The organism is Stenotrophomonas sp. 2694, from assembly GCF_040548715.1.
Lineage (GTDB): Bacteria > Pseudomonadota > Gammaproteobacteria > Xanthomonadales > Xanthomonadaceae > Stenotrophomonas > Stenotrophomonas indicatrix.
Map to the genome: position 1 here is coordinate 251,328 of NZ_JBEPSG010000004.1, position 20,292 is coordinate 271,619.

Consider the following 20,292-nt stretch of genomic DNA (forward strand, 5'->3'; position numbering starts at 1 on the left):
AGCTGCCGACGGGCCTGATCGGCGTGATAATGGGGTACGACAGGCAGAGGGCAGGGCGATGGGCGAATGCTGTGGCTGCGGCAAGACGCTGGATGTGGCAGCCATGCAGGCGCGCCACCGGCGCGTGCTGTGGATCGTCCTGCTGATCAACCTGGCGACCTTCCTGATGATGGTCGGCGCGTCCTGGTACAGCCATTCGTCCTCGTTGCTCTCCGGTGCGCTGGACAACCTGGGCGATGCGGCCACATACCTGCTGAGCCTGCTGGTGGTGGGGGCCGGCGTGGCGGCCAAGGCGCGGGTTGCGTTGTTCAAGGGCGTGCTGATCCTGGCTGCGGCCGTGGCAGTGGCCGTACAGATCGGATGGCGGCTGGCGCATCCGCAGGTCCCCCTGTTCGAAAGCATGGGCCTGGCCGCGCTGTTGAACCTTGCTGCCAACGGTTTCTGCCTGTGGCTGCTGACGCCGTATCGCAATGATGACGTGAACCTGGCATCGGCCTGGGAATGCGCACGCAACGATATCTTCGAGGGCGTTTCGGTGGTGCTGGCGGCGGGGCTGGTGGCGCTGTTCGGTGCCGGTTGGCCGGACCTGCTGGTCGCCATCGCGCTGCTGGTCGTGTTCCTGCGCTCGGCGCTGCGGGTACTGCGCATCGCGATGACCGAGCTGCGCGCATCGCGCATTGCCACCGGCTGAGCCGCAGCAGCTGTAACCGTCGAATCGACCCCGGACTGTACATGGTGGTGACAGCCGCTGCGCACTATCCTTGCAGGGATTATTACGGTGGATGAAGTGATGGCCCTGCATACCTGGTGGTGGTTCCTGGCGACAGTCTTCGTGCTGTGTGGCACGCCGGGCCCGAACATGCTGCACATCCTGGGGCGCAGCGTCGGCCTGGGCTTTCGTCGCAGCGTGCCGGCCATGGCCGGTTGCCTGCTGGCGATGCTGCTGGTGCTTGCGGCGTCCGCGGCCGGCCTGAGCGCGGTGCTGCGATCATCGCCAATGCTGTTCGATGTGCTGCGTTACCTGGGTGTGGCCTACCTGGCCTGGCTGGGCATCAAGGCGTGGCGGGACAGCTACCGGCAGGCGCCGGTGGCGACAGACGTCGATGCAGCAGCGCTGGCGCCGGTGCACGGTGCCTGGGCAGTGTTCCGTGGTGGCCTGCTGGTGGGGTTGAGCAATCCCAAGCTGCTGCTGTTCGCCGCCGCGTTCCTGCCGCAGTTCGTCGACCCCGCGCGTGGCCAGGCCGTGCAGTACACGGTGCTGGTGGCGACCTTCGCCACCTGCGAACTGTTCTGGTACGTGATGTATGCCGCAGGCGGACATGGGCTGCGCCGTTGGCTGGCAAAGCCATTTGCGCAACGCTGGTTCGAACGCCTGGTCGGCAGCGTGTTCCTCGCTTTCGCAGTGGCGCTGCTGCGCTTCCGGCCGCGCTGAGCGGGTTCGTTTCACGCCGCGCCTGCGACCTGTTCACGCGTGTGGCATCGCGGCGTACCTAACCTGATCCCACCTTCAGCATTCCCGCCAGGGAGAGGATCGACATGATCAAGTGGGCCATCATTTTCGCCATCATCGGCCTGATCGCCGGTGCGCTGGGTTTCGGCGGCGTCGCCGGCGCTGCCGTGGGCATCGCCAAGTTCCTGTTCTGGGCCGGCATCATCATTGCCGTTGTGCTGTTCGTGCTTGGCATGACCGTCGCCAAGAAGGTCGCCTAGCCCGGGTGTTCGTGCAGCAGCGCGTTCAATGCGCGCTGCTGTGCGAGAACAGGTTGATGACCAGCACGCCGGCACAGATCAGGCCGATGCCGATCAGCGCCGGAGCATCCAGGCGCTGCTTGAACACCAGCAGTCCGATCAGCGAAATCAGCACGATGCCGACGCCGGACCAGATCGCATAGGCGATGCCGGTGGGGATCGACTTCATCGTCAGCGACAGCAGGTAGAAGCACACGCCGTAACCGGCAAGCGCGCCCAGCGTGGGACCGAGCCGGGTCATGCCTTCGGATGCCTTGAGCAGGGACGTGGCGATCACCTCCAGCACGATCGCACCGGCCAGGTAGAGATATGGGTTCATCGAATCCTCCTGCTCATGCCGGTTCGCACAGCTTCAGTGCCTCCAGGGCCATGGCCTGGGCATTCTGGCGCTCGTTTTCGTCCAGCGGCCGCCCATAGGCGGTGGCCCAGTAACCATCGGCAACGCAACGCGCGGCGTACAGGCGCGGATCGCTGGCTTCATCCGGGAACTCGGCGAGCATGCCGCGCAGCCACGTGCGCCAGTAGACCAGAAGCGCCGGCTCCAGCATGTTGCCCATGGTGAGCCCGATGTCGTTGATCTGCTCCTGCTGCAGCAGATGTTCGAAATTCACCTGCACATAGGCACGGCTGAAGCCGCCATGGCGGCGCGGGGACTGTCGCAGCACCGCACGCACTCTGTCCTCGAAGTCGGCGATGAGCGAGGTCAGCGTCGCCTCGACCAGGTCCTGCTTGCTGCTGAAGTGATGGAACAGCGCGCCCTTGCTGACACCGGCGGCGTCGGCGACGTCCTGCACGGTGAGGGCCGCCAGCCCATTCTTGCCAAGGGTATGGGCGGTCGCGTGCAGCAGTGCCTGGCGCACGCTGTCGGGCGCTTTGCGGCGGGAGCGGGGAGGGGATTCTGTCATGGGGGAACGAAACCGACTGGACGGTATGATTGTAGCGCGGGGGCGATGCGCCCGGCGCGCACGATCAGGTCTTGAGCTCACTGCAGATAGAACGCGATGCCGGTGCCGAGCTGCAGGTCGGGGCTGTTGCGATTGAGGCCCAGGTCGAACGAGGCGTCCAGCTGCACGTTCGGCCGCAGCATCCAGGTCAGGCCTGCGCCGGCGATGGCCTGGTCGGGTTGCTGGTTGGCGTGGGTGAAACCGGCTTCGAGATAGGTGCCCAGCCGCTCGGTCACGCTCAACGAGAGGCTGGGCGACCAGGTGGTGCTGCGCTGGCCGGCGCCACGCTGATGACTGCCATACAGCGCGCCGCTCCAGCGGTCGTTGAAGCTGTGCTCGACGCTGGCGGCCAGCGCGTACTGGCGGCCGTCGCTGAAGGCTGCATCGCCACGCGCGATCACCCCGCTGGCCAGCAGCGCCCACGCCGTGCGTTCGGTACTGCCGGGACCTGCCCATTTCACTCCGACGGTGCTGTCGCCGGCGCCGCGCTGCTGCGTGCGCGGAATGTCGGGGCCACGTTCTCGCTGACGCTGCCATGGCGTGGACGCCAACTGCAGTTCCCAGCCCGGCGCCAGGCCCGTGCGCAGCAGCAGGTCGCTGGACAGCGTCGTCGTGCGCAGGCCGTCGCGATCACGCTCACGTTGATAGCTGGGCAGGCCCAGTTCGACGGCAAGGCCGCCACGCGGCACCGTGTCGGTGCCGAAGCCGATGCCGGGACGATCGAAGCTGGGAGGTTCCGCGCCCAGCACCGGGGTGCTGGCCAGCGACAGGGCGATCAACAGGGTGTGGCGCATGCGGGTTCCGTCTCGCAGGGGGTCTTCAGCATGCCCGGCGGTACCGTGCGCGCGGCGTGAGCCGCACCGCTCAGTCGCTGATGCGGGCGAAACGCGCCTGCGGGCCGTGCTCGCCGGGCACCTGCTCAATGAACATCGCATAGGGCCGCACCCACAGGCCGCCCTCGCCATACAGAGCGCGGTAGAGAACCATCGGCTGCAGCGTCTCACTGCTGCGGACGATGTCGATCACTTCGTACTCGCCACCCTTGAAGTGGCGGTAGCGGCCAGGTGCCAGCGCGGGCAGCGGGGTCAGGTCGGTCATTGGTGGGCCCGTTACCTGCGTGCCGGCGACGCCGGGGTGGCGCAGTAGGCATCGATGGCTTCGGCGGTGTTGGCCAGGCCCTGCGCCTGTGCCAGTTCCCACGGGCGCTCGCAGCGCTGGCTGCGTTCGCACCACTGATAGCCGGCCGAACCGATGCAACCGTGCGCATCGCGATCGCCACCAACCACGGGTGTGGCGGCGTCATGGGTGACTGGTTTTTCCGGGCTGGCACACGCGGCCAGAGCCAGCAGCGGGATCAGCATCAGGACTTTCATGGGCGCGGCTCCGTGCCGTAAACCGACAGTCTGTTCGGTCCCGGCAGCAGCGGCAAGCATCGCTGGCCGATCCTCAACTCAGCGATGCGCGGACCAGTTCCTCGATCAATACCACGTAGCTGGCGGCGAAATAGAACTTCAGCAGCGTCGAACGCTGCAGTGGAAGCGAGGTGCGCATGTGGAAGGGGCCCCTGTTGATGACGATAGTGTGAAGCGCGGCTGACTTCGTGACAAGGGTCACGGAATGGGTTTCCTAAATGGCCTCAGGGATGTGATGGGGGGCGCTTTCTGAGGCGATGGTGGGGAGTTTTCGGATAAATCCGATAGGTCTTCTCCGGGGCGCTGGCTAGGCTGGTCGGGCATCGGAGATCGGCCTTGCGCCGGTCCCCGATTTCCCAGAACCGCAGGAGCCCATCATGGTCATCACTGTCCAATGCACCGCCCAGCGCTGGTCCGTCCTGGATCCGCAGACACGCGCGACCGAAGTGTTCAGCACCGGTGCGGCCGCCTTCGATGCCGCTGCCTCGCGTGCCAGCGAGCATCACTGCCGTACCGGCCAGCACAGCACCGTGCGCGTGGAAGCGCTGGGCACCGCGGTCGACGCGCTGCACTTCGGCCGCTGAGCCACCGCAGCCGCAGTCAGTTGCGGTTGGGTTGGTTGAATGGGGGAAAAACCGCCGTCGCGGCTCCCTCTGTGCGCCACGCCGGGAATCCCTGATGCTTGCCTCCACCGTATTCACCTGGAGACAAGGGATGGGCAAGGGACTCACTTGGCGCACCGTGGCGTGCGCCGTGTTGCCGATGATGGCTGCCGCTGGCGGCGTGCAGGCGCAGAACTATGGCTACGACGATCGCTACGATGATCGTGGTGGCAATGGCATCGTGCGCTGCGAATCGATCAAGAACCGCAGCAACGAGTGCCGGCTGGAAGGGCGTGCGCGCATGATCCGCCAGTTGTCCGGCTCCCCCTGTGTGGAAGGTGAGACCTGGGGCCAGTCCCGTTACGGTGTCTGGGTTACCCAGGGCTGCCGTGCCGAATTCGTCGGTGAATACCGGCGGCCGGGCGGTGGCGGCGGTGGTTGGGGTGGCGGTGGTGGCAACGGCTGGGGCGGAAGCCAGTGGGGTGGTGGGGGCCAGGTGATTGCCTGCCATTCCAATGACCGGCGCCAGCAGTACTGCGATGCGCAGGTTCGTCGCGGCGTGCGTCTGGTACGACAGGAATCGCGCAGTGCCTGCATCGAAGGCCAGACCTGGGGCTGGGACCGCCGTGGCATCTGGGTCAGCAATGGCTGCAGGGCCCAGTTCCAGGTGAATTGAGCGGTTGTCGCAATCGGCTCAAGATCAGAAAAATCTGATAGCGATCACACTTCTTTCCTCGTATTGTCGACTCCCGGGACGCCTTGCGCGTCCCGGTTCGCACTGGCCATTCCTGTCGCGCCTGGTGCGGTCATTCTCTCGTCGTCGATACGCTGTTCAAGGAGTGAGCAACGCATGTTGATCCGACTGCAATGTGAGCAGCGCCAATGGCGCGTGCTGCACCCGGACAAGCCGGAGCCGATCGAGTTCCGCGATGGCGTCCGTGCCTTCGATTTCGCCGAAACCCTGGCCCGCCTGCATTTCACCGATACCGGCCAGCGCGCCTCGGTGCGGGTGGAGTCCAGCGGTGCGTTTGTCGAGGCGATCAGCTACGGCTGAGCACGCCGCGTGTCGGCACGGTCCGCGCCATCCACGCATGGCGTGGATCTGCTTTTGCGCCACCAGCAATCTGGTAGATCCACGCCATGCGTGGATGAGGAACCTGGGGAGCCACGCATGGCCTGGCCCCACCAGACCCCTGCAACGCTCTCAGCCCGCCGCGCTCAACGGCGGGTTGCCGGCGGCCAGCTGCGGCCAGCGCTTGAGCAGGGCCGCACGGATGCCGGCCGCATCGATGCCGGCCTCGGCCAGCAGGTCCTCGCGGCTGGCGTGATGCTGGAAGGCATCGGGCAGGCCCAGGTGCAGGATCGGACGCAGCACGTCCTCGGCATTGAGCAGTTCGGCCACGGCCGAACCTGCGCCGCCCGCCACCACGTTGTCTTCGATCGTTACCAGGGCGTCGTGCTGGTTGGCCATGGCAAGTACCAGTTCGCGATCGAGTGGCTTGATGAAACGCATGTTGACCACGCTCAAACCCAGTTCGCGACCCACCTGTTCGGCGGCGGCGACGGTGCTGCCGAACGCGAGCAGGGCGACGCGGTTGCCTTGCAGGCGCAGCTCGCCCTTGCCGATCGGCAGGGTCGACAGATCGCTGCCGGCATCCACGCCGGTACCGCTGCCGCGCGGGTAGCGCACCGCAGCCGGGCCGGGGTGCTGCAGGCCGGTGCTGAGCATCTGCCGGCACTCGGCTTCGTTGGAGGGTGCCATCACCACCATGTTCGGCACGCAGCGCAGGAAGCTGAGGTCGAGGTTGCCGGCGTGGGTTGCACCATCCGGGCCGACGACGCCGGCGCGATCGATCGCGAACAGCACATCCAGGTCCTGGATGGCCACGTCATGCACCAACTGGTCGTACGCGCGCTGCAGGAAGGTGGAATAGATCGCCACCACCGGCTTGCCGCCCTGGGTGGCCATGCCTGCGGCCAGGGTCACCGCGTGCTGCTCTGCGATGGCTACGTCGAAGTAGCGCTGCGGATATTCCCTGCTGAAGCGCACCAGGCCCGAACCTTCGCGCATTGCCGGAGTGATGCCATACAGACGCGGCTCGGCCGCGGCGGCGTCACACAACCAGTCGCCAAACACATCGGTATAGGTGGGCTTCTTCGCGCCGGTCTTGGCCACCAAGCCCTTGTCCGGATCGAACGGGCCCACCGCGTGGTAACCGATCTGGTCGCCTTCGGCCGGCTCGTAACCCTTGCCCTTGGTGGTCATCACATGCAGCAGCTTCGGGCCCTTGGAGGCACGCAGCGTCTTCAGCGCGGACAGCAGCGCCGGCAGGTCATGGCCATCGATCGGGCCGGTGTAATGGAAGCCCATTTCCTCGAACATCGTGGACGGCACGAACATGCCCTTCCAGTGTTCTTCCCAGCGCTTCACGAAACGCGCGGGATTGTTCTTCTTGTCGCCCAGGATCTTCTTGCCGCCTTCGCGCAGCGCATTGAGCGTGCGGCTGCCGGTGGCGCGGCCGAGCATCTTGGTCAGCCCGCCCACTGCCTCGGAGATCGACATGTTGTTGTCGTTGAGGATCACCAGCAGGTTCGGTTCCGGTTCCATGCCGCCGGCGTGCATCAGCGCTTCGAAGGCCATGCCGGCGGTCATTGCACCGTCGCCGATCACGGCCACGACCTTGCGATCATCACCTTCGGTCTGGCGCGCGATGGCCATGCCCAGTGCCGCCGAGATCGAGGTCGAGGAGTGGCCGACACCGAAGGTGTCGTACTCGCTTTCCTCGCGCTTGGGGAACGGCGCGACGCCATCCTTCTGCTTGACGGTATGGATCTCGTCGCGGCGACCGGTGAGGATCTTGTGTGGATAGGTCTGGTGGCCGACGTCCCAGACCAGCTGGTCGACCGGGGTCTGGTACAGGTAGTGCAGGGCCACGGTGAGCTCGATCACGCCCAGGCCGGCGGCGAAATGGCCACCGCTTTTGCCGACCGATTCGATCAGGTAGGCACGCAGTTCATCGGCGACCGCCGTCAGTTCGGATTCGTCGAACGTGCGCAGGTCATCCGGTGTCTGGATGCGCGCGAGGCGGGGATAGCGGGCAGAGTCGATCATCATGTTCGCACTTGTTCTGAACGCCCATTTTCGCCCTCAAACGGGGGTGGGGCAAGCAAACGCCGCCGCCCGTGACAGGACGGTGAGGGTTGCATTCCCGGATGTTCAGGTGCAGAGCTTGGAACGCTTGGGCAGCTGGGCCCTCAGGAACGCCATCTGGTCGGCCAGGATGTTGCGGTTGGACAGGATCAGGTGCTCGATCCAGCTCGGCCGGTACGGCACCGCCAGCAGCGGCATGCCGGCCTGTTGCGGGGTGCGGTCGCTCTTGCGCGAATTGCAGTGGAAGCAGGCGGTGACTACGTTTTCCCAGGTATCCAGGCCGCCTTTGGACAAGGGCATGACGTGGTCGCGGGTCAGGGTCGGGCGTCCGAACTGCTGTCCACAGTAAAGACAGAGATGGGCATCGCGGGCGAACAGGGCCGGGTTGGTCAGGTTCGGTGTCGGGTCCAGTGCACGCGAGCGGGCATGGCCGCGCGCGGCGATGATCGGGTGCAGGTCCATTCCGCTCTGCATGCCACTGCGACGATTGGTCCCACCGTGGATGTGCAGGCAGGGATCGCCGAGGGTCCAGGCGACGGCATCGCGGGCGTAGAGGCAGGCGGCGTCCTGCCAGGTGATCCAGTCCAGGACCCGGCCATGACCATCCAGTGAGAGCAACCGGACCGTGCCGGGGCGATGCAGCGTCGTGGCGTTGGGCGATGCTTCGGCGCCCGGAGCAGAAAACGGAGCTCCGGCTTCGATCAGACCCAAGCGTGTAGTGTCTGTCTCCATCGGGAAAACAGCTTATACCTGAATCATTGCGATTTGGGTATCGCCCGGAGGGCGAAACCCAAATCGCAAGATTCAGGTCCGCGCATTCTTCCTATTCCCCGCGCCTGTCGGCGCGCCCCCTTTAACAACCCGGCCCGCCGTCGGCGCGCTGGGTTGCCCGCGCATTCTTCCTATTCCCCGCGCCTGCCGGCGCGCCCCCTTTAACAAAAGGGGGCTTTTCTCCAGAGGCATTACGGGTGGTTTCCATCCACGCTTGGTGTGGATCTACCGGGAAATTGTCGAAGGCGGGGTGGGGCCGGTTGCGGGGGCGTGAGCCGCATGGATGCGGCGACCGAGCTGACATGGACGTACTTGCAGCGTCCCCCGCAATTGGACCCACCCCGCCATCCCGCAGGAAACCAGCTGTTGCTGTTGCTCCAGCTGTTGCGGTTGCCGGCCAGCGGCCGGCACTCCCGTGGGTGCCGACCGCGGCCCGGCTCAGGCGCCGAAGCGTTCGTCGTCCATTGCCATCAGCGGTGCGGCGCCCGCCTGGATGGCGGCGGCGTGGCTGAGGGTGCGCGGCAGTACGCGGGCGAAGTAGAAACGTGCGGTCTCGCGCTTGCCCTGGGCGAATGCTGCGCCGTGTGCGCTGGCATCGGCGGCGGCAACGCTGCGGGCCCACCAGTAGGCCAGCACCACATAACCCGAATAGAACAGGTAGTCGTAGCTCGCTGCGCCCAGTTCGTCCGGATTGGCGGCCGAACGCTGCAGCACGTCCATCGTCAGCTTGCCCCATTCGGCTGCCTTGGCGCGCAGCGGGCCGATGAACTCGGCCAGGCTCTCGTTGCCTTCATTCGCCTTGGCGAACGCCTCGATCTCGGCCAGCATCAGTTTCAGGCCAGCGCCCTGGCTGGACGCGGTCTTGCGGCCGATCAGGTCCAGCGCCTGGATGCCGGTGGTGCCTTCATACAAGGTGGTGATGCGGGCATCGCGGGCCAGCTGTTCCATGCCGTGTTCGCGGATGTAGCCGTGGCCGCCGAAGCACTGCAGGGCGTTGTAGGTGTTCTCGATGCCCCATTCGGTCTGGCAGGCCTTCGAGATCGGTGTCAGGAAGCTCACCAGGGTGTCGGCGCGCTCGCGTTCACCGGCATCGTCTGCATGGTGGGCGACGTCGATCAGGGTGGCCGCATGCAGGGCCAGCAGGCGGCTGCCTTCCACCAGCGACTTGATGGTCAGCAGCATGCGACGCACGTCCGGATGCACCAGGATCGGGTCGGCTGGCTTGTCCGGGAACTTGGCGCCGCTGAGCGAACGCGACTGCAGGCGCTCGCGGCTGTACTTCAGCGCGTTCTGGTAGGCGCGCTCGGACAGGCCGATGCCCTGCAGGCCGACACCCAGGCGAGCAGTGTTCATCATGGTGAACATCGCCTGCAGGCCCTTGTGCGGCTGGCCGACCAGGTAGCCCTGGGCGCCATCGAAATTCATCACGCAGGTGACCGAGCCCTTGATGCCCATCTTGTGCTCGATCGAGCCGCAGCGCAGCGCGTTGCGCTCACCGACGTTGCCGTCGCGGTCGACCTTGAACTTCGGGGTGACGAACAGCGAGATGCCCTTGGCGCCCGGGGGAGCATCGGGCAGCTTGGCCAGCACCAGGTGCACGATGTTGCCGGTCAGGTCGTGCTCGCCGGCGGTGATGAAGATCTTGGTGCCGGTGATCGAATAGCTGCCATCGGCGTTCGGCTCGGCCTTGGTCTTGAGCAGGCCCAGGTCGGTGCCGCAATGCGGTTCGGTCAGGCACATGGTGCCGGTCCAGCGGCCCTCGATCAGCGGCTTCAGGAAGGCCTCGTGCTGCCAGGCTTCGCCGTGCTGCTTCAGCGCTTCGATGGCGCCGTGCGACAGCAGCGGGAAGTTGCCCCAGGCCAGGTTGGCGGCGTTGATCATTTCATTGAGCGGCACGCCCAGCGTGTGCGGCAGGCCCTGGCCGCCCAGTTCCGGCGACGCGGTCAGGCCGGTCCAGCCGCCGTCGACGAACTGGTCGTAGGCCTGCTTGAAGCCGGGTGGCGTGGTCACTTCGCCGCTGGCCTGGTCGAGCACGCAGCCGATCTCGTCGCCCACGCTGTTGAGCGGGGCCAGTACGCTGGCGCTGAAGCGGCCGGCTTCTTCCAGCACGGCATCGACGACATCGGCGGTGGCGTCGGTGAAGCCAAGACGGGCGAACAGCGGCTCGACCTTCAGCACATCGTGCAGGCCGAAACGAAGGTCGGAAAGCGGGGCGGTGTAGCTGCTCATCGGTGCGTCTCGATTTGATCAGTAACAGGGGGAGCGGCGCGATGCGTCGCGGCGGAAAGCGGAAATCAGCGCAGCACGCCGGGCAGGCCCGGGGCCTGGTTGAGCGTGCTGCGGCTGTTGATATCGAAGGTGCGCTGCTTCTTTTCCTGCGGCGTGGCCGACACCGTGCCCTTCAGGCTGTAGGCGAGGGTGCGATTGCTGGCCAGTGCGTCGGCGATCACCAGGCGTGCGGCCGGGCTGGGCTTGAAGTTGACGTTGATGACATCGGCAGAGACGCCGCCGATGGAGATGCCCGGCTTGGCCGACAGCGGGCCGGCCTCGGTGTCGCCGATGGTCAGGGCCAGTGCGACGTCGTCGAAACTCATCGGCATCGAACTGTAGTTCTGCAGGCGCAGGGCGACAGTCCAGTCGCCATTGGCCTGCACGGTCAGCTGCTGCAGGCTCGCGGCCGGTTCCGAAACGCGCTTGACGATGCCATCGCCGCAAGCGACCAAGGCCAGGGTGCACAGGACGATCAAGACGGTACGGAAGCGGTGGAACATGGGCGCAGGTCCTCTGAAGGCGGTGCGTGGGATAAGCATACTACGGCGTATGGTGGAAAAGGTCGCCCGCGGCGACCGGCCACAGAGGGTAGCGCGTGAAGATGCACGCGAGGCGTGCGCGATGCTGGATTGCAGACGTTGCGTGCGCCGGTCGGGCGGCGCCTCAGTCGGCGGGCGCGTCGCGCACGGGCGCGTCGTGCACGGGCGCCATCAAACGCAGCGGCGCCAGGTCGTAACCCATCGCTTGCGCCTTCGCCTTGAGCTGGTCGAACAGGGCGCGGTCCATCTCCGGCAGGCGCGCGAGGATCCACAGATACCTGCGGCCGGGTTCACCGACCATCGCCCACTGGTAGTCCGGGTCCAGCGCGATCACCCAGTAGTCGGCCCAGACCAGGGGCACCCAGCTCAGCCAGTCGGGAACGAAGCGTACCTGCAGTTGGCCGGGCTGCCCGGCAACGGGCCGCGCCACACCCTCGGCGACAATCCGCTCGCCATCGGCCTTGCGGCAGGCGTTGGTGACGCTGATCCGGCCATCGCGGCGCAGCCCGTAGTTGGCAGTGATCTCGCCCACGCATTGCTTCTGGAACGACACCGGTAGATGGGCGATCTCGTGCCACTGGCCGGCATAGCGATCGATGTCCAGTTCGCTGACCGCGCGCACGGGCTCGGCAGCGAGTGCCGGTGCGGCGAAAAGCAGCAGGCAGGCGAGCAGGGCAGGGTGCAAGCGCATTGGTCGGCTCCGGGCAGGAGTCTGGAGCGTAGGTTGCGAAGCACGCGGAGGTGTGAATGTTTCGTCAACCCACGTGCCGCATCCGCGCAGGATCGATGCGGCGCGATCCATGTCGTGCGTGGACGGAACGTCACGGACAAAAAAAAGACCTGCATTTCTGCAGGTCTTTGAACATGGTGGCCGAGGACGGAATCGAACCGCCGACACGGGGATTTTCAATCCCCTGCTCTACCAACTGAGCTACTCGGCCATGTAGAAAAAAAAGACCCGCATTTCTGCAGGTCTTCGAAAGTGGTGGCCGAGGACGGAATCGAACCGCCGACACGGGGATTTTCAATCCCCTGCTCTACCAACTGAGCTACTCGGCCACTTGTTTCGTTGCAGCGATGTCGCTGCCGAGGACGCGCATATTACGGACGTAGGACAGGTTCGGCAAGCGTTTTGGAAAAAAACCTTCACATTGGTGTCTGCGGCCAGCGGAAGTACCTGCAAGTGGTTGATCCTGCGTAGAGCCGGCCTGACCGGGAATGCCGGACGCGGAAAACAGCGGCCCGTCGCTGGCGCCAAAGGTGACGGGGCAAGCGATGCAGCGGCGGAGTGGGGAAGGCACCGATGGAACGCTGTTTTCATGGCACCCACGAGGGCAGGGCGCGGCGTACTGTCGCGGTTCCTCTCCCGACGCTGCCCGCAGCAGAGCCATTGGACATGTCCGATTCAACTACCCGCATTGTGCTTGCCTCGCGCCCGCAAGGTGCGCCGGTCGCCGCCAATTTCCGCCTCGAACAGGTGCCGCTGCCGGCATTGGGCCCGGGCCAGGTGCTGCTGCGCAACCGCTACCTGTCGTTGGATCCGTACATGCGCGGACGCATGGACGATGGCCCGTCGTACGCACCGCCGGTGGCAGTGGATGCGGTGATGGAGGGCCAGACCGTGGCCGAGGTGCTGCAGTCGCAGGCGCCTGGCCTGGCGGTGGGCGAGCTGGTGCTGGCCCCCGGCGGCTGGCAGACGCATGCCGTGGTGGCGGGTGATGCGATCAGCCGGCGCCTGGATCCGGCCGGGCTGCCGCTGAGCACAGCGTTGGGCGTGTACGGCATGCCGGGGTTCACCGCGTACTCCAGCCTGATCGAAATCGGCAAGCTGCAACCCGGCGAGACCCTGGTGGTAGCCGCTGCCAGTGGACCGGTCGGCGCCACCGTGGCCCAGTTGGCAAAGCTGCAAGGCGCGCGCGTAGTTGCCATCGCCGGCGGTGAGGCCAAGCGTGCGTATCTGGAAACACTGGGCGTGGACGTGGCGCTGGACCATCGCGCCTCTGGTTTTGCCGAACAGCTGCGCGCTGCCGTGCCGGATGGCATCGACGTGTACTTCGAGAACGTGGGTGGGCATGTGCTCGATGCCGTGCTGCCGCTGCTCAATGATTTCGCGCGCATTCCGGTGTGCGGCACCATCGCCACCTACAACGCCCGCGGCGTCGCGCAGCCCGGACCGGATCGGCTGCCCGCGCTGTTCAGCCAGGTCCTGCGCCAGCGCCTGACCGTGCGTGGCTTCATCGTGCATGACTTCAAGCATCTGTGGCCGGATTTCGAGCGCGACATGCCGCAGTGGCTGCGCGATGGACGCATCCAGTATCGCGAGGACGTCGTGCAGGGCCTGGAAAATGCACCCGAAGCCTTCTTCGGCCTGCTGCAGGGGCGCAACTTCGGCAAGCTGGTGGTGAAGCTGGATTGAGCGATCGCGTCAGCGACGGGTCATCTTTTCCCGCCGCAGCAGTTCGCGCTTGCGTTCCACGCCCCAGGCATAGCCGGACAGATCTCCGTCGCGCCGCACCACGCGGTGGCAGGGCACCGCCACTGCGAGAGGATTGCTGGCACAGGCGCGGGCTACCGCACGACTGGCACGCGGCGCGCCGATCCGCGCTGCGATGTCGGCGTAGGACGCAGTCTGTCCGTGCGGAATGCGCTGCAGTGCCTGCCATACCCGCTGCTGGAAGGCGGTGCCACGGATATCCAGCGGCAGCGCGGTGCCGCGCGCGGGCTCTTCGACCAGGCCGATGACCTGGGCGATGAGGTGTTCGTAGCCCCGATCGGCACCCACCAGTTCAGCTTGCCGAAAGCGCTGCTGCAGGGAGTACAGCAACGCTTCTGGATCATCGCCCAGCAGGATCGCGACCACGCCGGTGCTGCTGCTTGCCACCAGTACGCTGCCCAGCGTGCTCTGTGCAATCGCGAATCGGATGACCTCGCCGCCGCCACCCGCGCGCCAGCGCTTGGGTGTCATCCCCAACAGGCGGGGTGCATTTTCGTAGAAGCGTCCGCTGGAACCGAATCCCGCCTCGTGGAAGGCATCGGTGATCCGGTCCTGGCGTTGCAGCCCTTCGCGCAGGCGGTCGGCGCGCAGGGCAGTGGCGTACTGCTTCGGGGTCACGCCGGTGGCTTGCTTGAACAGGCGATGCAGGCGGGACGGGCTGCAGCCGGCGATGTCGGCCAGTTCCTGCAGCGACGGTTCGTCAACGCTGGTCTGCAGATGACGGCAGACCCGTTCAATACGGGCATCCAGATCGATATCGGCGGTGCTGTCCATGTCGTGATTCTGGCATGCACCAGGGCAGTGGAAACTCCGTTTCCTGCACCCGCCGGCCGGGTCTGGAAACGGAGTGTCGGCGTGGCCGTGCAGGCGCATGGTTGCGGGCATATCCCAACCCGGAGCACATCCATGCGGCTGCACGACAAGATCATCCTCATCACCGGCGCCAGCGCCGGCATTGGCCGCGCCAGCGCGCTGCGTTTCGCTGCTGAGGGCGCGCGACTGGTCCTCAATGCGCGGCGCCCACAGCCGCTTCATGAACTGGCTGCGCAGATCCGCGCAAGCGGCGGCGAAGTGGCCGTGCATGCGGGTGACGTGGCCGATGCTGCCACCGCGCAGGTGCTGGTCGATCTGGCCCAACAGTCATTTGGCGGATTGGATGCCGCCATCAACAACGCCGGCATGCTCGGCCCCAGCCTGCCCACCGCAGAGCTCCCTGCCGATGCCTGGCGCGAGGTGGTGGCCACCAACCTGGATGCCGCTTTCCATGCGGCGCGCGCGCAGTTGCCGGCATTGCTGGCACGCGGCGGTGGCTCGCTGGTGTTCGTCGGCACGTTCGTCGGCCACACCGTGGGATTCCCGGGCATGGCGGCCTATGCAGCGAGCAAGGCCGGGCTGATCGGCCTGAGTCAGGTGATCGCCGCCGAGTACGGTGCGCGCGGCGTACGCAGCAACGTGCTGCTGCCCGGTGGCACCGACACCGAAATGGGCCGGCAGGCCGCGCCCACGGGCGATGCGCGTGATTTCGTGCGCTCGCTGCACGCCCTCAAGCGCATGGCTGAGCCGGAAGAGATCGCCAACGCGGCGTTGTTCCTGGCCAGCGATGAAAGCAGTTTCGTCACTGGCAGCGCGATGCGTGTCGAGGGAGGAGTGTCGATTACCCGCACCTGAGCATGCTCACCGGAGTGGCCGGTAGCGGATGCCGCTGCTGGCCATGAACCCCTTCGGATCGAAACCGGCCCAGGCCTCGCCCCAGTCGAAGCGGGCGTGCCCACCTGCCAGCGTCCGCCCCAGTGCCGCGCCGAGCGTGCGCTTCATGAAGGCGACCTCGGCGTCGATGGTCGCCTGGGTCGGCCAGCCCTCCTGCAGCTCTGCACCAGGCAGTTCGACGCCCATCGTCACCATGTCCAGTTGCTGGCCGCGGAAGCACAGGCTGATGCCTGCGCGGGCGCCGCCCAGGCTCAGCCCCTGTAGGCTCAGCCACAGATAGCCTGTGCCGACGTTGCGTTCGCCTTGGATCCACGCGGCAAACGCGATGCGCGCCTGGTCCAGTGACAGCGCGGGGCCGATCCGGGTCGGCAGGTTGCCGATCTGGATGCGTCCATCGGCGGCGTCGATGGTCATTGGCGCTGCTGGCGAAGCGGACTGCGCACGAGAGGGCATGGCATATTCCGATAAACATGATGCTTTCTGATTCTGGGGGTGAGCCGAGTGCGGTCGCAAGGCCGAGGCTGCACACGGTGTTGGCGCCGGACTGACCTGCGGCTCACGCCCCACGCTCTAGCGTAGCCGGGAGCATCGGTCCCCCGCCGATGACGGAGCTTTCGATGAGCGAGCGCGACAAGGACCAGGCTGACCCCAAGCAGGGCGTGCAGGAGAGTCAGCAGGATCGGCAGCAGGATGAAGTGGCCAAGCAGCGTCCCGGCCAGCAGGACCAGAAGGTGCGCGATGCACATTCGCGTGCACCGGTGCGCAAGGACGGCGGGCAGGACCCGGCCTGAGCGGCTGGCCAGAACAGAAAGCCCCGGCAGTGCCGGGGCTTTCTGTTTTTCATATGGTGGAGCCAAGGAGGATCGAACTCCTGACCTCGTCATTGCGAACGACGCGCTCTCCCAGCTGAGCTATGGCCCCATGGGGGTGTTGCATCCCGTGGGCAGCGGAGCTGGCGCCACGTGACGGCCCTAGCATAGCGCTGGCCGGTGCCGGCTGCAAAGGGGCGGGCCGGACACAGCGGCGCAGGTGCTCTGCGCCGCTGCAGGCCTGGCGCAGGGCAGCAGGGCCGCCGCGCGCTGGATCGCGATGTCGGTCGCCGCCGACACACCATGCAGGTGGATGCAGGCGTGGATCATCCCCGGCAGGCGCTCCAGCGTGCAGTCCACACCCGCTTCCCGCAGGTTGGCGGCGTACTGTTCAGCTTCGTCGCGCAGCGGATCGAGCTCACAGCTCAGCACCGTGGCCGTCGGCAGGCCACGCAGATCGCGGGCGTGCAGTGGCGAAGCCAGCGCCTGTCGGCGGTCACTGTCGCCCAGGTAGGCCTGCCAGCAGCGCTGCATCAGTTCAGCGCTGAGGTAGTAGCCGTCGGCGAACTCGCGGTAGGAGCCGCTGGCCATGGTGGCATCCAGTGCCGGGTACAGCAGCAGTTGATGCGATGGCAACGGCAGTCCCTGATCGCGCAGCAGCAGGCAGCACGCGGCGGCGAGATTGCCGCCGGCGCTGTCGCCGCCGATGACCAGCCGTGCCGGATCAAGACCCAGCGCGGCGGCATGGGCCTGCAGCCACAGCCAGGCATCGGCGACGTCGTGCAGCGGCGTCGGGAACGGATGCTCCGGCGCCAGGCGATAGCCGACGGCAGCGACGACATGGCCGCTGGCATTGGCCAGGGCCCGGCAGGGGCCGTCATAGACCGCCAGCGAGCACTGGAACCAACCACCGCCGTGGGCGAACAACAGGGCAGGGCGCAGCTCGGTGCCGTTGGCTGCGGGCGTATACAGGCGCACGACGAGCGCATGGCCGTCGCGCGCGCTGATGACGTGCTCCACGACATGCGATACCACCTCGGTGGCACCCTGCAGCGTGGGCAGCGCCTGCTCGCTCAGTGCGCGCAGTTCGAGCAGATCGTCTGGCAGTGGTTGCGCCGCCACCGCATCCACGAACGATTGCAACGCAGGTTCAAGCGGCATGGTCAGCCTCCTGCAGGAACGGCAGCAGCTGGGCGAGGAAGGCGTCCGGTGCTTCTTCCATGATGAAGTGGCCACAGCCCGGCACGACGCTGCCGCGCAGGTCATCGGCGTGCGGCTGCAGGGTCAGCATCGGCGCGTTGCCGGTGGCGTGCTCGGCGCCGATGGCCAGCACCGGCATCGTCAGCCGGCGTTGTGCGCGGAGCTGGTTCTGGCGGATGGTTTCCGGAATCGCGCGGTACCAGGCAAACCCTGCACGCAACGCGCCGGGGCGGCTGTAGGCGGCGATGTAGGTTTCGCTGGCCACCGCGTCGCGCCGGTACGACCAGCGGTCGAACATGAAATCCAGGTAGGCACGTTCGCGACCGGTGATGAGGGCCTCGGGCAGATCGGCCACCTGGTTGAACATGAAGTGCCACAGGAAGATGTTATCGGCCGGCGCGGCGAAGATGCCCGGCTCAGGCGCCAACCCGGGAATCACCGCCTCGGTCACGGCCAGGCGCTGCACCGCCTGCGGCTGGTCGCTGGCCAATGCATAGGCGATCCACATGCCGATGTCATGGCCGACCACCTGATAGCGCTCGTGGCCCAGCGCCTGCATGGTCTGGTGCAGTACTGCGGCGGCGCTGCCGGTGTCGTAGCCGTGCGCGGGACGATCGGATTCGCCGATGCCGGGCGGATCGACCGCGATCGCTTCGAAGCCGGCCTCGGCCAGCGCATGCAGCACGTGGCGCCAGGCGTACCAGGTCTGCGGCCAGCCGGGAATCAACAGCACCGGTTGACCGCTGCCGGCGGAGACGCAATGCACGCGCTGGCCGTCGATGCGCAGGTAGTGGTGGCGCAGGGTGTCGTCGCCGGGGGTACCAGCGGTGGAAAAATTCGTCATCGGGATGTTCCTGTGGGGGCTCAGGCGATGCCGAGCATGTGCTGCATCTGGGCGCTGCTGATCGGCGCGCCGGCGAAGTCGTCGAAGATCTTGTCGGTGACCGGGATGATGTGGTCGCGGATGAAGGCGGCACCTTCGCGCGCACCGGCTTCCTGGTCCTTCAGGCAGCACTCCCATTCCAGCGTTGCCCAGCCGGCGTAGTCGTACTGCGCCAACTTGGAGAAGATCGACTTGAAATCGACCTGGCCGTCGCCCAGCGAGCGGAAGCGGCCCGCGCGTTCGGTCCAGTCGGCGTAGCCACCGTAGATGCCCTGGCGACCATTGGGACGGAACTCCGCATCCTTGACGTGGAACATGCGGATCAGCGGATGGTAGATGTCCAGGAACTGCAGGTAATCCAGCTGCTGCAGCACGAAGTGGCTGGGATCGAACAGGATGCGGCAGCGCTCGTGCTGGCCCACACGCTCGAAGAAGCGTTCGAAGCTGGTGCCATCGTGCAGGTCTTCGCTGGGATGGATTTCGTAGCAGAGGTTGATACCGTTGTCCCCGCAGGTATCGAGGATCGGCCGCCAGCGGCGTGCCAGCTCATCGAATGCGGCATCGATCAGGCCCGGCGGACGCTGCGGGAAGGGGAACAGGTAGGGCCAGGCGAACGAGCCGGAGAAGGTGCCCATGTCCTGCAGCCCGAGCCGGCGCGAGGCGCGGGCGGCCAGATGCAGCTGCTGCTGTGCCCATTCGCTGCGTGCCTGCGGATTGCCGCGCAGTGCTTCCGGTGCGAAACCATCGCACAGCTCATCGTAGGCCGGATGCACCGCCACCAGCTGGCCCAGGATGTGGGTGGTCAACTCGCTGACCTGCAGGCCGTGCTCGGCCAGGGTGCCACGCAGGTCATCGCAGTAGTCCTGGCTGTCGGCGGCGGTGGCCAGGTCGAACAGGCGCGCGTCCCATGCCGGAATCTGCAGGGCCTTGAAACCATGACCGGCTGCCCAGGCGGCGATGCCGGACAGGCTGTCGAACGGCGCCTGGTCGCCAGCGAACTGCGCCAGATGCAGGCTGGGGCCTTTGAGGGTTTGCATGTGTTGCTCCAATTGTTTGTCAGTCGGCAAAGAATAGGCGCGTGCATCGGGATGGTCAACACCCGCGTTACACTGCGCGCCTCAGAACGGCAGGCAGGCAGATGGCAGGGCGACCGCGCGAATTCGACAGGGACCAGGCATTGCGCAAGGCGATGCTGCTGTTCTGGCAGCACGGCTATGAGGGCACCTCGATGTCGGCCCTGGTCGAAGCGCTTGGCATTGCCTCGGCGCGCATCTACGCCGCGTTCGGCAGCAAGGAGCAGCTGTTCCGCGAAGCGGTGGCGCTGTACGAGGAAGGCGAGGGCGGCTTCGCGCCGCGCGCGCTGGAGCAGGCGTCACTGCGCGATGCGATCGGCAGCATGCTGCGGGATGCCGTGTTGACCTACACCCGTCGCGGTCGTCCGCATGGCTGCCTGGTAGTGTCCTCGGCCAGCAGCGTGTCACCGGATGGCGAGGGCGTGCGCGACTGGCTGGCCAGCCACCGCCGCCAGCGCACGGCGGCGATCATCGCGCGGCTGCAGCAGGCGCAGGCGGCTGGCGAGCTGGCGGCCGATCTATCCGTGCAGGCGCTGGGCGATCATTTCGCCACGGTGCTGCATGGCATCTCGGTGCAGGCGCGAGACGGCATCAGCCGCGAACGCCTGCTGGCGATGGTCGAGGTCGCGCTGGCGCCGTTACCGCAGCACGGCTGAGGCGGGGACTGTGCCGAAAACGGCCTGATCC

The 20,292-nt window shown here is 66.5% G+C and carries 25 protein-coding genes and 3 tRNA genes; 10 read left to right on the forward strand and 18 right to left on the reverse strand.

The features are described 5' to 3' along the window. The first annotated feature begins 58 nt into the window (after positions 1–58). From ABIA73_RS07640 to ABIA73_RS07650, 3 genes are all read left to right on the forward strand, one after another. Complete coding sequence (locus ABIA73_RS07640) at positions 59–691, forward strand: cation efflux transmembrane domain-containing protein (RefSeq protein WP_059064693.1); 633 nt, start codon at positions 59–61, stop codon at positions 689–691. A gap of 99 nt (positions 692–790) precedes the next feature. Continuing rightward, entirely contained in the window at positions 791–1,432 is a 642-nt protein-coding gene (locus ABIA73_RS07645; protein ID WP_032978625.1) for a LysE family translocator, read from the forward strand. Positions 1,433–1,536: 104 nt separating this feature from the next. Next, positions 1,537–1,710 (forward strand): DUF1328 domain-containing protein, encoded by a 174-nt coding sequence (locus tag ABIA73_RS07650; protein WP_099843146.1) that lies wholly within the window; start codon positions 1,537–1,539, stop codon positions 1,708–1,710. 25 nt (positions 1,711–1,735) lie between these two features. Here the strand turns inward: ABIA73_RS07650 and ABIA73_RS07655 are convergent, their stop codons facing one another. The 5 genes from ABIA73_RS07655 to ABIA73_RS07675 all read right to left on the reverse strand — a co-directional run bounded on the left by ABIA73_RS07655 (position 1,736) and on the right by ABIA73_RS07675 (position 4,066). Next, entirely contained in the window at positions 1,736–2,068 is a 333-nt protein-coding gene (locus ABIA73_RS07655; protein ID WP_032978627.1) for an SMR family transporter, read from the reverse strand. A 13-nt stretch (positions 2,069–2,081) separates the two neighbouring features. After that, on the reverse strand, positions 2,082–2,654 hold the full coding sequence (locus tag ABIA73_RS07660; protein WP_032978629.1) for a TetR/AcrR family transcriptional regulator: 573 nt from the start codon (positions 2,652–2,654) through the stop codon (positions 2,082–2,084). Between the two features lie 77 nt (positions 2,655–2,731). Further along, complete coding sequence (locus ABIA73_RS07665) at positions 2,732–3,487, reverse strand: transporter (protein WP_354275604.1); 756 nt, start codon at positions 3,485–3,487, stop codon at positions 2,732–2,734. Positions 3,488–3,557: 70 nt separating this feature from the next. Then, positions 3,558–3,791 (reverse strand): DUF1653 domain-containing protein, encoded by a 234-nt coding sequence (locus tag ABIA73_RS07670; RefSeq protein WP_025876328.1) that lies wholly within the window; start codon positions 3,789–3,791, stop codon positions 3,558–3,560. A gap of 11 nt (positions 3,792–3,802) precedes the next feature. Then, positions 3,803–4,066 (reverse strand): hypothetical protein, encoded by a 264-nt coding sequence (locus tag ABIA73_RS07675; RefSeq protein WP_033831612.1) that lies wholly within the window; start codon positions 4,064–4,066, stop codon positions 3,803–3,805. A 416-nt stretch (positions 4,067–4,482) separates the two neighbouring features. Here ABIA73_RS07675 and ABIA73_RS07680 point away from each other — a divergent pair, with 416 nt between their 5' ends. From ABIA73_RS07680 to ABIA73_RS07690, 3 genes are all read left to right on the forward strand, one after another. Continuing rightward, positions 4,483–4,689: a hypothetical protein gene (locus tag ABIA73_RS07680; protein ID WP_025876332.1), complete on the forward strand. Its 207-nt coding sequence runs from the start codon at positions 4,483–4,485 to the stop codon at positions 4,687–4,689. A 130-nt stretch (positions 4,690–4,819) separates the two neighbouring features. After that, positions 4,820–5,383 (forward strand): DUF3011 domain-containing protein, encoded by a 564-nt coding sequence (locus ABIA73_RS07685; RefSeq protein ID WP_025876334.1) that lies wholly within the window; start codon positions 4,820–4,822, stop codon positions 5,381–5,383. 174 nt (positions 5,384–5,557) lie between these two features. Further along, entirely contained in the window at positions 5,558–5,761 is a 204-nt protein-coding gene (locus ABIA73_RS07690) for a hypothetical protein (protein WP_032978640.1), read from the forward strand. A gap of 150 nt (positions 5,762–5,911) precedes the next feature. Here ABIA73_RS07690 and dxs read toward each other — a convergent pair whose 3' ends face one another. The 7 genes from dxs to ABIA73_RS07725 form a co-directional block, all read right to left on the reverse strand. Further along, the gene (gene dxs / locus ABIA73_RS07695; protein ID WP_032951912.1) at positions 5,912–7,819 is read right to left on the reverse strand and encodes a 1-deoxy-D-xylulose-5-phosphate synthase; all 1,908 of its coding nucleotides are present in this window, start codon (positions 7,817–7,819) and stop codon (positions 5,912–5,914) included. A 105-nt stretch (positions 7,820–7,924) separates the two neighbouring features. Next, the gene (locus ABIA73_RS07700) at positions 7,925–8,590 is read right to left on the reverse strand and encodes an HNH endonuclease (RefSeq protein WP_025876340.1); all 666 of its coding nucleotides are present in this window, start codon (positions 8,588–8,590) and stop codon (positions 7,925–7,927) included. 477 nt (positions 8,591–9,067) lie between these two features. Beyond that, on the reverse strand, positions 9,068–10,858 hold the full coding sequence (locus ABIA73_RS07705; protein ID WP_105164407.1) for an acyl-CoA dehydrogenase C-terminal domain-containing protein: 1,791 nt from the start codon (positions 10,856–10,858) through the stop codon (positions 9,068–9,070). A 65-nt stretch (positions 10,859–10,923) separates the two neighbouring features. Next, on the reverse strand, positions 10,924–11,400 hold the full coding sequence (locus ABIA73_RS07710) for an LEA/WHy family protein (RefSeq protein ID WP_025876342.1): 477 nt from the start codon (positions 11,398–11,400) through the stop codon (positions 10,924–10,926). A gap of 163 nt (positions 11,401–11,563) precedes the next feature. Next, positions 11,564–12,130, reverse strand: a complete 567-nt coding sequence (locus ABIA73_RS07715) for a lipocalin family protein (protein WP_025876343.1) — start codon at positions 12,128–12,130, stop codon at positions 11,564–11,566. Between the two features lie 174 nt (positions 12,131–12,304). After that, positions 12,305–12,380 (reverse strand) — tRNA-Phe (locus ABIA73_RS07720). A gap of 42 nt (positions 12,381–12,422) precedes the next feature. After that, a tRNA-Phe gene (locus ABIA73_RS07725) sits at positions 12,423–12,498 on the reverse strand. 337 nt (positions 12,499–12,835) lie between these two features. Between ABIA73_RS07725 and curA the strand changes: the two genes are divergently transcribed. Beyond that, the gene (gene curA / locus ABIA73_RS07730) at positions 12,836–13,855 is read left to right on the forward strand and encodes an NADPH-dependent curcumin/dihydrocurcumin reductase (RefSeq protein ID WP_354275605.1); all 1,020 of its coding nucleotides are present in this window, start codon (positions 12,836–12,838) and stop codon (positions 13,853–13,855) included. Positions 13,856–13,864: 9 nt separating this feature from the next. Here curA and ABIA73_RS07735 read toward each other — a convergent pair whose 3' ends face one another. Further along, positions 13,865–14,707 carry a bifunctional transcriptional activator/DNA repair enzyme AdaA gene (locus tag ABIA73_RS07735; RefSeq protein WP_059064687.1) on the reverse strand — a complete coding sequence of 281 codons (843 nt, stop codon included), beginning with the start codon at positions 14,705–14,707 and terminating at the stop codon, positions 13,865–13,867. A 132-nt stretch (positions 14,708–14,839) separates the two neighbouring features. Here ABIA73_RS07735 and ABIA73_RS07740 point away from each other — a divergent pair, with 132 nt between their 5' ends. Then, positions 14,840–15,601, forward strand: a complete 762-nt coding sequence (locus ABIA73_RS07740; RefSeq protein ID WP_025876348.1) for an SDR family oxidoreductase — start codon at positions 14,840–14,842, stop codon at positions 15,599–15,601. A 6-nt stretch (positions 15,602–15,607) separates the two neighbouring features. Here ABIA73_RS07740 and ABIA73_RS07745 read toward each other — a convergent pair whose 3' ends face one another. Continuing rightward, positions 15,608–16,093, reverse strand: a complete 486-nt coding sequence (locus ABIA73_RS07745; protein WP_354275606.1) for a hypothetical protein — start codon at positions 16,091–16,093, stop codon at positions 15,608–15,610. Positions 16,094–16,257: 164 nt separating this feature from the next. On the opposite strand from ABIA73_RS07745, the gene ABIA73_RS07750 reads away from it, so the two are divergent. Further along, positions 16,258–16,431: a hypothetical protein gene (locus ABIA73_RS07750; RefSeq protein ID WP_354275607.1), complete on the forward strand. Its 174-nt coding sequence runs from the start codon at positions 16,258–16,260 to the stop codon at positions 16,429–16,431. Positions 16,432–16,485: 54 nt separating this feature from the next. On the opposite strand, the gene ABIA73_RS07755 is transcribed toward ABIA73_RS07750, so the two are convergent. From ABIA73_RS07755 to ABIA73_RS07770, 4 genes are all read right to left on the reverse strand, one after another. Continuing rightward, a tRNA-Ala gene (locus ABIA73_RS07755) sits at positions 16,486–16,561 on the reverse strand. Between the two features lie 50 nt (positions 16,562–16,611). Next, the gene (locus tag ABIA73_RS07760) at positions 16,612–17,610 is read right to left on the reverse strand and encodes an alpha/beta hydrolase (protein ID WP_354275608.1); all 999 of its coding nucleotides are present in this window, start codon (positions 17,608–17,610) and stop codon (positions 16,612–16,614) included. Further along, positions 17,600–18,493, reverse strand: coding sequence for an alpha/beta fold hydrolase (locus ABIA73_RS07765; RefSeq protein ID WP_301864054.1), 894 nt, complete (start codon positions 18,491–18,493; stop codon positions 17,600–17,602). The genes ABIA73_RS07760 and ABIA73_RS07765 overlap by 11 nt, the downstream gene beginning before the upstream one ends. Positions 18,494–18,513: 20 nt before the next feature. Then, positions 18,514–19,569: a sugar phosphate isomerase/epimerase family protein gene (locus tag ABIA73_RS07770; protein WP_025876355.1), complete on the reverse strand. Its 1,056-nt coding sequence runs from the start codon at positions 19,567–19,569 to the stop codon at positions 18,514–18,516. A 101-nt stretch (positions 19,570–19,670) separates the two neighbouring features. On the opposite strand from ABIA73_RS07770, the gene ABIA73_RS07775 reads away from it, so the two are divergent. Further along, on the forward strand, positions 19,671–20,261 hold the full coding sequence (locus ABIA73_RS07775) for a TetR/AcrR family transcriptional regulator (protein ID WP_025876357.1): 591 nt from the start codon (positions 19,671–19,673) through the stop codon (positions 20,259–20,261). Positions 20,262–20,292 lie beyond the last annotated feature (31 nt).

What these genes read in the sequence shown, in the direction of transcription:
- ABIA73_RS07640 (WP_059064693.1), top strand. Translation starts at nt 59, where the DNA reads ATGGGCGAATGCTGTGGCTGCGGCAAGACGCTGGATGTGGCAGCCATG.
- ABIA73_RS07645 (WP_032978625.1), top strand. Translation starts at nt 791, where the DNA reads ATGGCCCTGCATACCTGGTGGTGGTTCCTGGCGACAGTCTTCGTGCTG.
- ABIA73_RS07650 (WP_099843146.1), top strand. Translation starts at nt 1,537, where the DNA reads ATGATCAAGTGGGCCATCATTTTCGCCATCATCGGCCTGATCGCCGGT.
- ABIA73_RS07655 (WP_032978627.1), bottom strand. Translation starts at nt 2,068, where the DNA reads ATGAACCCATATCTCTACCTGGCCGGTGCGATCGTGCTGGAGGTGATC.
- ABIA73_RS07660 (WP_032978629.1), bottom strand. Translation starts at nt 2,654, where the DNA reads ATGACAGAATCCCCTCCCCGCTCCCGCCGCAAAGCGCCCGACAGCGTG.
- ABIA73_RS07665 (WP_354275604.1), bottom strand. Translation starts at nt 3,487, where the DNA reads ATGCGCCACACCCTGTTGATCGCCCTGTCGCTGGCCAGCACCCCGGTG.
- ABIA73_RS07670 (WP_025876328.1), bottom strand. Translation starts at nt 3,791, where the DNA reads ATGACCGACCTGACCCCGCTGCCCGCGCTGGCACCTGGCCGCTACCGC.
- ABIA73_RS07675 (WP_033831612.1), bottom strand. Translation starts at nt 4,066, where the DNA reads ATGAAAGTCCTGATGCTGATCCCGCTGCTGGCTCTGGCCGCGTGTGCC.
- ABIA73_RS07680 (WP_025876332.1), top strand. Translation starts at nt 4,483, where the DNA reads ATGGTCATCACTGTCCAATGCACCGCCCAGCGCTGGTCCGTCCTGGAT.
- ABIA73_RS07685 (WP_025876334.1), top strand. Translation starts at nt 4,820, where the DNA reads ATGGGCAAGGGACTCACTTGGCGCACCGTGGCGTGCGCCGTGTTGCCG.
- ABIA73_RS07690 (WP_032978640.1), top strand. Translation starts at nt 5,558, where the DNA reads ATGTTGATCCGACTGCAATGTGAGCAGCGCCAATGGCGCGTGCTGCAC.
- dxs (WP_032951912.1), bottom strand. Translation starts at nt 7,819, where the DNA reads ATGATCGACTCTGCCCGCTATCCCCGCCTCGCGCGCATCCAGACACCG.
- ABIA73_RS07700 (WP_025876340.1), bottom strand. Translation starts at nt 8,590, where the DNA reads ATGGAGACAGACACTACACGCTTGGGTCTGATCGAAGCCGGAGCTCCG.
- ABIA73_RS07705 (WP_105164407.1), bottom strand. Translation starts at nt 10,858, where the DNA reads ATGAGCAGCTACACCGCCCCGCTTTCCGACCTTCGTTTCGGCCTGCAC.
- ABIA73_RS07710 (WP_025876342.1), bottom strand. Translation starts at nt 11,400, where the DNA reads ATGTTCCACCGCTTCCGTACCGTCTTGATCGTCCTGTGCACCCTGGCC.
- ABIA73_RS07715 (WP_025876343.1), bottom strand. Translation starts at nt 12,130, where the DNA reads ATGCGCTTGCACCCTGCCCTGCTCGCCTGCCTGCTGCTTTTCGCCGCA.
- curA (WP_354275605.1), top strand. Translation starts at nt 12,836, where the DNA reads ATGTCCGATTCAACTACCCGCATTGTGCTTGCCTCGCGCCCGCAAGGT.
- ABIA73_RS07735 (WP_059064687.1), bottom strand. Translation starts at nt 14,707, where the DNA reads ATGGACAGCACCGCCGATATCGATCTGGATGCCCGTATTGAACGGGTC.
- ABIA73_RS07740 (WP_025876348.1), top strand. Translation starts at nt 14,840, where the DNA reads ATGCGGCTGCACGACAAGATCATCCTCATCACCGGCGCCAGCGCCGGC.
- ABIA73_RS07745 (WP_354275606.1), bottom strand. Translation starts at nt 16,093, where the DNA reads ATGCCCTCTCGTGCGCAGTCCGCTTCGCCAGCAGCGCCAATGACCATC.
- ABIA73_RS07750 (WP_354275607.1), top strand. Translation starts at nt 16,258, where the DNA reads ATGAGCGAGCGCGACAAGGACCAGGCTGACCCCAAGCAGGGCGTGCAG.
- ABIA73_RS07760 (WP_354275608.1), bottom strand. Translation starts at nt 17,610, where the DNA reads ATGCCGCTTGAACCTGCGTTGCAATCGTTCGTGGATGCGGTGGCGGCG.
- ABIA73_RS07765 (WP_301864054.1), bottom strand. Translation starts at nt 18,493, where the DNA reads ATGACGAATTTTTCCACCGCTGGTACCCCCGGCGACGACACCCTGCGC.
- ABIA73_RS07770 (WP_025876355.1), bottom strand. Translation starts at nt 19,569, where the DNA reads ATGCAAACCCTCAAAGGCCCCAGCCTGCATCTGGCGCAGTTCGCTGGC.
- ABIA73_RS07775 (WP_025876357.1), top strand. Translation starts at nt 19,671, where the DNA reads ATGGCAGGGCGACCGCGCGAATTCGACAGGGACCAGGCATTGCGCAAG.